Annotated in this window: 8 protein-coding genes; 6 read left to right on the top strand and 2 right to left on the bottom strand. The window is 62.8% G+C overall.

Annotated features, from left to right (window positions below; all coding sequences use genetic code 11):
• The coding region (locus tag ACQ5BM_RS34440) for an NTP transferase domain-containing protein (RefSeq protein WP_429810505.1) at positions 1–104 on the bottom strand (104 nt) is incomplete at its 3' end.
• A gap of 241 nt (positions 105–345) precedes the next feature.
• On the opposite strand from ACQ5BM_RS34440, the gene ACQ5BM_RS34435 reads away from it, so the two are divergent.
• Positions 346–2112, top strand: coding sequence for a hypothetical protein (locus ACQ5BM_RS34435; protein WP_429820811.1), 1767 nt, complete (start codon positions 346–348; stop codon positions 2110–2112).
• A gap of 91 nt (positions 2113–2203) precedes the next feature.
• On the opposite strand, the gene ACQ5BM_RS34430 is transcribed toward ACQ5BM_RS34435, so the two are convergent.
• Complete coding sequence (locus ACQ5BM_RS34430) at positions 2204–3850, bottom strand: Na/Pi cotransporter family protein (RefSeq protein ID WP_429820809.1); 1647 nt, start codon at positions 3848–3850, stop codon at positions 2204–2206.
• Positions 3851–4202: 352 nt separating this feature from the next.
• On the opposite strand from ACQ5BM_RS34430, the gene ACQ5BM_RS34425 reads away from it, so the two are divergent.
• Genes ACQ5BM_RS34425 through ACQ5BM_RS34405 form a run of 5 tightly spaced genes read left to right on the top strand, consistent with a single transcriptional unit; the run spans position 4203 to position 9663 of the window.
• Positions 4203–6095, top strand: a complete 1893-nt coding sequence (locus ACQ5BM_RS34425; protein ID WP_429820807.1) for a SurA N-terminal domain-containing protein — start codon at positions 4203–4205, stop codon at positions 6093–6095.
• A gap of 18 nt (positions 6096–6113) precedes the next feature.
• Positions 6114–7127, top strand: coding sequence for an anthranilate phosphoribosyltransferase (trpD, locus tag ACQ5BM_RS34420; RefSeq protein ID WP_429820805.1), 1014 nt, complete (start codon positions 6114–6116; stop codon positions 7125–7127).
• A gap of 16 nt (positions 7128–7143) precedes the next feature.
• Positions 7144–7959: an indole-3-glycerol phosphate synthase TrpC gene (gene trpC, locus ACQ5BM_RS34415; RefSeq protein ID WP_429820803.1), complete on the top strand. Its 816-nt coding sequence runs from the start codon at positions 7144–7146 to the stop codon at positions 7957–7959.
• On the top strand, positions 7959–8447 hold the full coding sequence (moaC, locus tag ACQ5BM_RS34410; protein WP_429820801.1) for a cyclic pyranopterin monophosphate synthase MoaC: 489 nt from the start codon (positions 7959–7961) through the stop codon (positions 8445–8447). The genes trpC and moaC overlap by 1 nt, the downstream gene beginning before the upstream one ends.
• A gap of 4 nt (positions 8448–8451) precedes the next feature.
• Positions 8452–9663, top strand: a complete 1212-nt coding sequence (locus tag ACQ5BM_RS34405) for a molybdopterin molybdotransferase MoeA (protein ID WP_429820799.1) — start codon at positions 8452–8454, stop codon at positions 9661–9663.
• The last annotated feature ends 297 nt before the right edge of the window (positions 9664–9960 follow it).

Genomic DNA, 9960 nt, shown 5'->3' with positions numbered 1-9960 from the left:
ATCATCGGCCGGCCAGCGACCGGATGCAGCACCTTCGACATGGACGATTTCATCCGCGTGCTTTCGCCCGCAGCCAGAATGATGGCCAGGCACGTCCGTTCCATACAATGCTCTCCTTGGTCTTTCCGAGGCTGATGCCTCCCGCACAATTTCTTAAATCGAAACCGGCTCAAGTACAAAATCACGCACGATTCGGCGCTGTGGTATCGTCAAGATATTGCGAGAAGCATAATTCTCGCAATCACGTCGCATTAACCGGCTTAAAACCGGATGATGGCATAAGAAGGCGGGGAGCTTGTACCAGCATGCAGCGTGCATCGCTCCCCAGGGGGAGACGAGACCGCAATGCATAGCCGCACCGAACTCGATCTGGAGGCGCAACAGCCAGGTGCGGCACTCACCTTCGTCCGCTCACCGCTTTTCCTGCTCGCCCTCGCCTTTGGTGTGCTCGCGCTGCTGCTTTGCGTGACGATCCCGCAGCCGATCGGCCCGATGTTCTGGGACCATTATCTCTATCTCGATGCTGCAAACCGAATTCGTGACGGGCAAATCCCTTCGGTCGATTTCTTCACGCCCGTCGGCGCACTCGGCTATTACCTTTTCGCTGGCCTGCAGGTCATCTTCCCCAACGGCCATCCATTGCTGCTCGCGAGCTGGTGTCTGCTGCTCGTCACCGGGCCGGTGATGGCGCTCGTCGTCTTCGACGTGCAAAAGCGCTCGGCGCTGCTTGCCTATGCGATCCTGCTGCCGTTCCTGTGGTTCTCGGTATTGCCGTTCAACACCGGCGATTTCTACCCCTATCCCGGCTCAGACGGCTTCGGCATCTACAATCGCCAGGTCTGCCAGCTCCTTTATGTGCTCGCTGCAGCGTTGGTTCATGTTCGCGACCGTCGTATCCTTGCATTCGTCGTTGCCGCGGCGATGGTCGCTCTCTTCTTCGTGAAGATCACCGGCGCTGTCGCCGGCACTGTTCTTTGCCTGATGGCTTTTGCCGCAGGCCGCATCCCCTTCAAGTCGGCGCTGGCCGCAGCATCGCTGTTCTTCGCCGTGCTCGCCGTGGCCGAGATTTCCGTGAGCGCCGTATCGGCCTATCTCAACGACATCCTGGCACTGCTGGCCGTCAATGACGACAGCTTGTTGCCACGCCTTCTGCAGGCGGCGTCGCTCAATGCCGGTCTGCTGATTCCGGCCGGGCTGCTTGGCTTGGCGCTTTTCGCGGCGCACCTTTCATCCTTTGCACAATCCCTGCGACAGCTTGGCGGGCACCCCTCCCTATCGGCACTCGCGAAGGTCTTCGACCAACCGTTCGTCTGGCTGGCCGCCTTCGTCCTTGCCGGTATTCTCTTCGAGAGCCAGAACACCGGCAGCCAGGCCTTCATCTTTCTGCTGCCTTTGCTGCTGAAAATCGTTGCCGACGAGGTCACCGGTGCCACGCCTCAGCCGCGTGCGATCGCAATAGCGATACTCGCCCTGGCGGCCACCCTCCCACCAGCCACCGCCGTCCTGCAAAAAAGCGCTCGCGCGTGGATCGGGGCCATCAACAATGTGCCGCTCGAAAGCAGGAACCTCAAAACAATGGGCGCCGTCAATCTCCGACCCATTCTGGCGCTGCGCGCCGAACGCCTGCGCGATATCTATACGGCCCATCGCCCCGCCTTCGATGCCTTTGCAAATGCCGGCGAGCTACCGTCGTTCCTGCTCTATAGCGATTTCGACTTCCAAGCCGGCTGGCTGACAAATGTCGATGAAGCCATCGATGCGATGCGCGCCTATGAGGCGGCAAATGGCGTGCGTTTCGAAACGATCCTCAACATCGATTTTACCAATCCGTTCCCGTGGCTGATGGATCGCAGCGCCCCCAAACACGTCGCGATCGGTGCAGATCCGTTCCGCGCCGTCCCTCCGCCGGATGAGAATGTCCGCGCCGCCCTCCGTTCGGTCGACGTCGCGCTCGTGCCGACCTGTCCGGTCACCAACGTCAATCGGAGGCTGCTTTCGCTTTATCAGCCGAGCCTCGAGCCCGGCCATGAGCGCGTGACGCTGACAAGATGCTTTGACGCCTTTATCCGCAAAGAGCTAAAGGCCACAGCATCAGCCGCGAGCAGCTCTTGATAACCGACGACTAGGTCACAGAATCGTAAAGCACATGCAGATTTTAGCTGAAGCGAGCGACCTTAGTGCGTGCAGATGAACGCGCGGCGCTCTAGGCCTCGGGGCGCAGCCGGCTCTCGGTCAGAAGCCCGCTCTCCTCCAGGATCGGATAGGCGACGGACGCAATATGCGCGTTGACGCGCTTGAGATCGCGCAGCATGTCGAGATGCAGCGAGCTCGTCTGAAGGCTCTGGACCAGCCCGTCTCGCAAACGCTCGATATGCCGCTCGGCCGAACGCTTCTCCATGTGGCGAACGCTCACCTTCACCTCAATGAGCTGCCGGGCGAGATCGGCATTGCGGCTGACGAAGATGGATTGGGCAACGCGAAGATTGTCGATTGTAAGATTGAACAGGCTTTTCAGCTCCTGATAGCCCTCCTCCGAGAACTTCAGACCGTTGTCGACCTTTTTGACGATCTCCTCGCAAAGCCCCTTCTCGATGATGTCGCCCATATGCTCGAGGTTGATGGCGTAGTCGATGATGACGATCGAGCGCCGACCGTCCTCCTGGCTCAAGCCATCACGTCCCAAGCGCGACAGAAAGATCTTCACTTCCTGTTGCAGCTGGTCCACCTGCTTCTCGAACTTGGCGATGTCGCGAATTTCGGAGAGATCGTTGTTTTCGAAGGCGGTGGCCGCGCGCATTAACATCCTCTCGACCAGATCGCCCACGCGCAGAACCTCGCGGGTCGCTCCGGAGAGCGCCATGACCGGCGTATGCAAGGCACTTTCATCGAGATAGCGCGGTCCGCTCTCTTCCGTCTCCGCATCGGGAATGAAACGGACCATCAGTTGCGACAGCAGGCCGGAAAAAGGCCAGGCGAGGATCGCGACAGCGAGATTGAAGGCAAGGTGGATATCGACAGGCAGGTTCTGTCGCGGCAGCGGCAGGCTCTGCAGGAATTCTACACTCAAGCTCGTCAGCGGCAGTGCGACCAAACAGCCGGCTGCGCGAATGACGAGATTGCCGAGGGTGACTCGGCGCGCCGATGGCGCGGAGGCCAAGGTCGCCATGACCGGCGGGATCGCGCCCCCGAGATTCGCACCAAGCACGAGCGCCACCGTCAATCCCACGGTCAGAATGCCCGCGGACGAGAGAGACAGGACCAGCATGACGACCGCCAGACTGGAGGACGAAGCGAAAGCCAGCCCGGCGGATATGAGGAGGGCGACAGGCCAGGCGCTGTCGAGCATGCCAAGGAACGCCGCCAGCGCCGGAGAATCGCGCATCGGCTCGGTCGCGGAACCCAGCAGGTGCAACGACAGGAGCATGAGGCCGATGCCGACGAACGCGGCCCCGAGACCTTGGCGGGCGTTCGAGCGGCTGGCACGGTGCAGAACGACGCCCAAGAGGATCACGAGCGGCGACAGCCATTCGATGCCGGTCGCGACGATCCAGGCGGTCATGGCCGTGCCGACATTGGCGCCGAGGAGCACGATCTGGGCCATGCGCGAGCGCACCAACCCCTTCTCCACGAAGGAAGCGGTCATCAAGGCAGTGGCCGTCGAACTCTGCAAGGCAAGCGTCGCGACCAGTCCCGTCGCGAAAGAGCGGACGGGCCCATTGGTCCCCTGCGCGAGACCGGCGCGCAATCGCGCACCGAAGGCGCGCGTCACGCCATCCTTGACGAGCGACAGGCCGAAGAGGAGCAGTGCGACCGCCCCGAAAAGATTGACCATCACGATTGTCGACTGCATTGCATGCCTTCCCGCGGGGACTTCAGAATCGCCCCTTACCCTTGCAACAGAACCACAGTTCCAACGCGTATTCGACTCAATCTGACATATAATTTTCGATTGCCGGCTAATGAATCCGACATGGGTTGTGCCGCGCGCGCCCGATGGGTTTGCAGCTCCTTCGTGGGACCTTCCGCGCCCGCGGCAACGCGGCAGTGACAAGCATTGAAAGCCGGGCGATCGCGATTGGCCAACGATCCCCGTGAGTGCGCGCAATTTGCGGCAAACGACCCTTCATTTCCTGTTTCGTTTGTTTTAAGGAACGAATTCGTTTGGCCCATGGCCGCCGCATTGCAACGAGGTTTCTGCCCCCATGCTCGAATCCCTGAGAACTGCCGCCCAGACCTGGGTAGTCAAAGGCCTGCTAGTCATTCTCGTTCTGTCGTTCATGGTGTGGGGCGGCTCATCTCTGACGATGACGAGCCAGTCGGACGCGGTGGTGGTTGTCGGCGACGTCAAGGTCAAGGCGCCGGAGTTCCGGCTCGCCTATGAAACCATGCTGGCTCAGGCCTCCCGCCAGCTCGGCACCCGCCTGACGCCGCAACAGGCACGCGCCTTCGGCATCGAACAGCGGGTCTATTCGCAAGTCGTTGCCGGTGCGGCTCTCGACCAGCTTGCAGACGACATGAACCTCGGCCTGTCGCAGGACCGGTTGGCCAAGCTGATCGCCGACGATCCGGCATTCCACAGCGTCAATGGCCAATTCGACCGGCTGACGTTCTCGAGCGTGCTGCGCAATGCGGGCCTGCGCGAACAGGATTACATCAACAGCCAGAGCCAGACCGCGATCCGTTCGCAGATCGTCGATGCGCTCTCGGACGGTTATGCCGCTCCCAAGGTTCTCACGGATGCGATCGGCGCCTACCGCCACGAAAAGCGGACCGTCGACTATCTGCTGCTCTCGAACGCCAATATCGACCCGGTGAAGGTGCCGGGCGACGACGTGCTGGCGCCCTGGTACGATACCCGCAAGGCAAACTACCGCGCCCCCGAATACCGCAAGTTCAGCTATGTAAAGCTCGAGCCGATCGACGTCGCAGACACGGCAGCCGTGACGGATGAAGAGATGCGAACCGAATATGACCGGCGCAAGGAGAGCTTCCGCACCGCCGCGACGCGGACCATCGAGCAGCTCACCTTCCCGTCACGTGAAGCGGCTGACGCTGCAGCGGCCAAGCTCTCCTCCGGCACGAGCTTCGATGATCTGGTGAAGGCTGAAGGCAAGACCTCGGCGGACGTGCTTCTCGGCGAATTCACCAAAGATCGCGTGCCTGACGCCAAGATCGCCGAAGCGGCCTTCGCGGTTGCTGCCGACGGTGGCGTATCTCCGGTTGTCGACGGCGCCTTCGGCCCGGTCATTCTGCGCGTGACGAACATCCGTCCGGAAGCGGTACGCAGCTTCGACGACGTCAAGGAAGAACTGCGCAAGGACATCGCCCTTTCGGCAGCGAGCGAAGAGGTCATGCGCCTCCACGACAAGATCGAGGACGAGCGCGCTTCCGGCGCTCCGATCAAGGAGGTCGCCGACCAGCTCAAGCTGAAGCTGGCGACCATCGATGCCATCGATGCAACCGGCAAGGACAAGAACGGCGACGCCGTTGCCGGCCTGCCGGAGCAGGCTGCCCTTCTTCAGGAAGTCTTCAAGGCGGATGTCGGAGGGGAAACTCTGCCGGTCAATGTCGGCCGCGACGGTTATGTCTGGTTCGACCTCGATGAAGTTACCCCCGCGCGCGATCGCACGCTGGACGAGGCTCGCGATGAGATCGGCGCCGATTGGATGGCGGAACAGCAGCGTGCGGCCCTTGCCAAGAAGGCTGGTGAGTTGAAGCAGCGTGTCGAGCAGGGTGCAAAGCTCGCCGACATCGCCAATGAACTCGGTCTCGCCGTCGAAACGAAGTCCGGTCTGACGCGCGCCACTTCGGACGCGGCCCTGAGCCCGGCGGCTGTCGCAGCCGCGTTCTCCGGTCCGAACGGCTTTGTAACCAACGCTGCCGGCATCGGTGGCGAGGGACAGGTGCTCATGCAGGTGACGGCAGTCGAGAACGGTGGCCCCACCGACGCTCTGCAGGACGATAGCCGCCAGATCGAGGCCATGGCCCGCGTCAGCGGCGAAGATATTCTGGATCAGATGGTCGCCACGCTGCAGGCCGCCTACGGCGTTTCGATCAACCAGACGCTCGCCGAAACCGCAGTTGCACAACGATAGGCTTCGAGGAAACAACCGATGAGTGATCTCAAGCCATTCGTCGCCAAGGTCGCCGCCCGCGAGGCGCTGAACCGTGAAGACGCCCGTGCCGCCTTCGAAATCATCATGTCGGGGGCCGCAACGCCATCGCAGATCGGTGGCTTCCTGATGGCGCTGCGTGTGCGGGGCGAAACGGTCGATGAGATCGTCGGCGCGGTCGGCGCCATGCGTGCCCGCATGCTGCCGGTCGATGCCCCGGCCAATGCCGTCGATATCGTCGGAACCGGCGGTGACGGCGCCGGCACCTACAATATCTCGACGCTCGCTTCGCTCATCGTGGCAGGCGCGGGCGTCCCGGTCGCCAAGCACGGCAACCGCGCGCTGAGCTCGAAGTCGGGCACGGCGGATGCGCTCTCGTGCCTCGGCGTCAAGCTCGACATCGGTCCCGCAGCCATCTCGCAATGCATCCGAGAGGCGGGCGTCGGCTTCATGTTCGCGCAGCAGCATCATTCGGCGATGCGCCATGTCGGCCCGACGCGGGTGGAGCTCGGAACGCGGACGATCTTCAACCTGCTCGGTCCGCTCTCCAATCCGGCCGGCGTCAAGCGGCAGCTCGTCGGCGTCTACGCGCCGCAGTGGGTGCAGCCGCTTGCTGAGGTGCTGCGCGATCTCGGTTCCGAAAATGTCTGGGTCGTTCATGGGGAAGGCCTCGACGAGATCACCACGACCGGCACGACTGAGGTCGCGGCTCTCGAGAACGGCAAGATTTCGACCTTTACGCTGACGCCGGCCGATTTCGGCCTTCAGACGGTGACGCTCGATGCGTTGAAGGGCGGCGACGGAGCGTATAATGCGGTGGCACTCCAGGCGGTGCTCGATGGTGCCGAGAACCCCTACCGGGACATTTCCCTTGCCAATGCGGCAGCATCGCTGATGATAGCCGGACGAGCGAAGGACCTCGGCGAAGGCATGGCGCTCGCCCGCCAGTCGCTTTCGAGCGGCGGTGCCAAGATGGCGCTGCAGCGCCTGATCAGCGTTTCGAACGCGGCCTGAGAAAGGATCGGCAACGATGACGGATATCCTGCGCAAGATCGAAGCCTACAAGCGCGACGAGATCGCGGCCGCGAAATCGCAGGCGCCGCTTTCCGAGCTCAAGGCGCGTATCACCGAGCAGTCCGCGCCGCGCGGCTTTCGAGCCGAGCTCGCCGCGCGCAAGGCCGCCGGCACATTCGGGCTGATCGCGGAGATCAAGAAGGCAAGCCCGTCGAAGGGGCTCATTCGCCCGGACTTCGACCCGCCAGCCCTTGCCAGGGCTTACGAAGCTGGCGGTGCCGCCTGCCTCTCGGTACTCACGGATGCACCGAGCTTTCAAGGCGCGCCCGCTTTCCTTGAAGCGGCACGCGCGGCCTGCGCCCTGCCCGCACTGCGCAAGGACTTCATGTTCGACACCTACCAGGTGTTCGAGGCGCGGGCTTGGGGCGCCGACTGCATCCTGCTGATCATGGCTTCGCTCAGCGACGACGACGCTCGCCGCCTCGAAGAAGCGGCGTTCGAACTCGGCATGGACGTGCTCATCGAGGTGCATGACGCCGAAGAAATGGAACGTGCTCTCAAGCTCGCCTCCCCGCTCGTCGGCATCAACAACCGCAATTTGAGGACGTTCGAAGTCGATCTCGCCGTTTCAGAGCAGCTTGCAGGCATGGTGCCTTCCGACCGTCTGCTGGTCGGCGAAAGCGGCATCTTCACCCACGAGGATTGCCAGCGGCTGGAAAAAAGCGGCATCACCACCTTCCTCGTCGGCGAAAGCCTGATGCGCAAGAGTGACGTCGAAGCGGCGACACGCAGCCTGCTGACCGGTACCGCAAACACACTGGCGGCCGAGTAATGGGTAAGCCGACGCTCACGCATCTTAGTGGCAGCGGCGAAGCGAACATGGTGGATGTCGGCGACAAGGCCGAGACGGTGCGCGTTGCGGTCGCCGAAGGCCACGTCCGGATGAAGCCGGAAACGCTGACGCTCATCCTCGAAGGAGACGCCAAGAAGGGCGACGTCATCGGCACGGCGCGGCTTGCGGGCATCATGGCCGCCAAGCAGACCGCTACTCTCATCCCGCTATGCCATCCGTTGATGCTGACGAAGGTAGCCGTCGACATCACACCCGACCCAGCGCTTCCCGGCCTGCGGGTCGAGGCGCTTGCCAAGCTCACCGGCCGCACGGGCGTCGAGATGGAGGCACTGACGGCCGTGAGCGTTGCGTGCCTCACCATCTACGACATGGCGAAGGCCGCCGACCGCGAGATGGAAATCGGCGGGATCCAGGTCGTCAGCAAATCTGGCGGCCGGTCCGGCGACTTTCGACGCGAAGGGAAATGAGATCATGTCGCTGCTATCCGTCGAAGATGCGCTCGACCGTATTCTGGGCAGCGCCACCCTGAGACCACGGACCGAACATGTCGGTCTTCACGACGCTGTCGGCCGCGTCCTTGCCGAGGATGTCCCGGCGCTCGTCACGCATCCGGCCTTCGACAATTCGGCGATGGACGGCTATGCCGTCCGCCACCAGGACATCGAGACCGTTGGCGCCGAGCTTGCCGTGATCGGCCAATCGGCTGCCGGCCATGGCTTCAAGGGAGAGGTGGGGCCTGGACAGGCCGTGCGCATCTTCACCGGAGCGCCCCTGCCCGCCGGCGCGGATACGGTGATCATCCAGGAGGATACCGAGCGGCTGCCGGAAGACCGGATCCGAACCAAGTTCGTTCCCGGTAAAGGGCGCCATATCCGCTTGTCCGGGCAGGATTTCGCCTTTGGCGAAGCCGCGCTCTCAGCGGGCGAATTGCTCGATGCCGGACGATTGACGCTCGCCGCCGGCATGAATCACGCGCGACTGCCCGTTTTCAAGCGCCCGAAAATCGCGATCCTCGCCACCGGCGACGAACTGCTGCCTCCCAGCAGCAAGCCGGGCGCCGACCAGATCATCGCCTCCAACAGCTTCGGTGTCGGCGCCATCGCGCGCGACAACGGCGCGGAGGTCATCGATCTCGGTATCGTCGCCGACGACCAAAAGGCGATCGCGGACCAGGTCGCGCGGGCCCAGGCGGCCGATGTCGATGTGCTTGTCACGCTTGGCGGCGCCTCGGTCGGCGACCATGACCTGGTTCAGGCAACTTTGCTTTCCTGCGGCATGACGCTCGACTTCTGGCGCATAGCCATGCGCCCGGGAAAGCCGCTGATGGTGGGCAAGCTCGGCGATACGACCGTGCTCGGCCTCCCCGGTAACCCGGTCTCGAGCCTCGTTTGCGCGCTGCTGTTCCTGGAGCCACTGACACGCAAGCTCGCGCGACTGCCCGCCCGCGAGCGTATGACGACCGCACGACTTGCGAGCCCGCTGCCAGCCAACGACGTCAGACAGGACTACGTGCGTGCGCGTCTTACCAGAGACGCAGACGGGAGCCTCGTCGCGCATCCGTTCTCGCGGCAGGACTCGTCGATGATGAAGGTCTTCGCGCAGTCCGACTGCCTGATCGTGCGCCGGCCGCACGCTGCGGAAGCGCCGCTCGGCGCATCCTGCGACATTCTCAGGCTGCGCTGAAACACTCGCGTCAACTCTGCTGGTATTCCCGGATTGGCGCGCGAACATCGCTGGCCCGGGAAGGTCTCATTTCTGCTTTCAAGCCCGGATCATGTCATGGCGCCGACATGATAGCGCTGTACAAAGGGAGCTACTTGATCGCCGCCGAGGACGTCCGACTACGGATGTACTAGATGTTTGATCCCAGGCTTTGATGGGGCATCCTTATCTTCCGAATCAAAGGATGCGCTATGGGCCAGGTTCTTCATGGGAGCGCCACGACGACAGAGGCGGTCCGTCGAGCGATACAACATAGTC

The organism is Ensifer sp. B1-9, from assembly GCF_050474445.1.
GTDB lineage: Bacteria > Pseudomonadota > Alphaproteobacteria > Rhizobiales > Rhizobiaceae > Ensifer.
The sequence above is the reverse complement of the archived record's forward strand: the minus strand, read 5'-3'. Positions and strand labels throughout refer to the sequence as shown.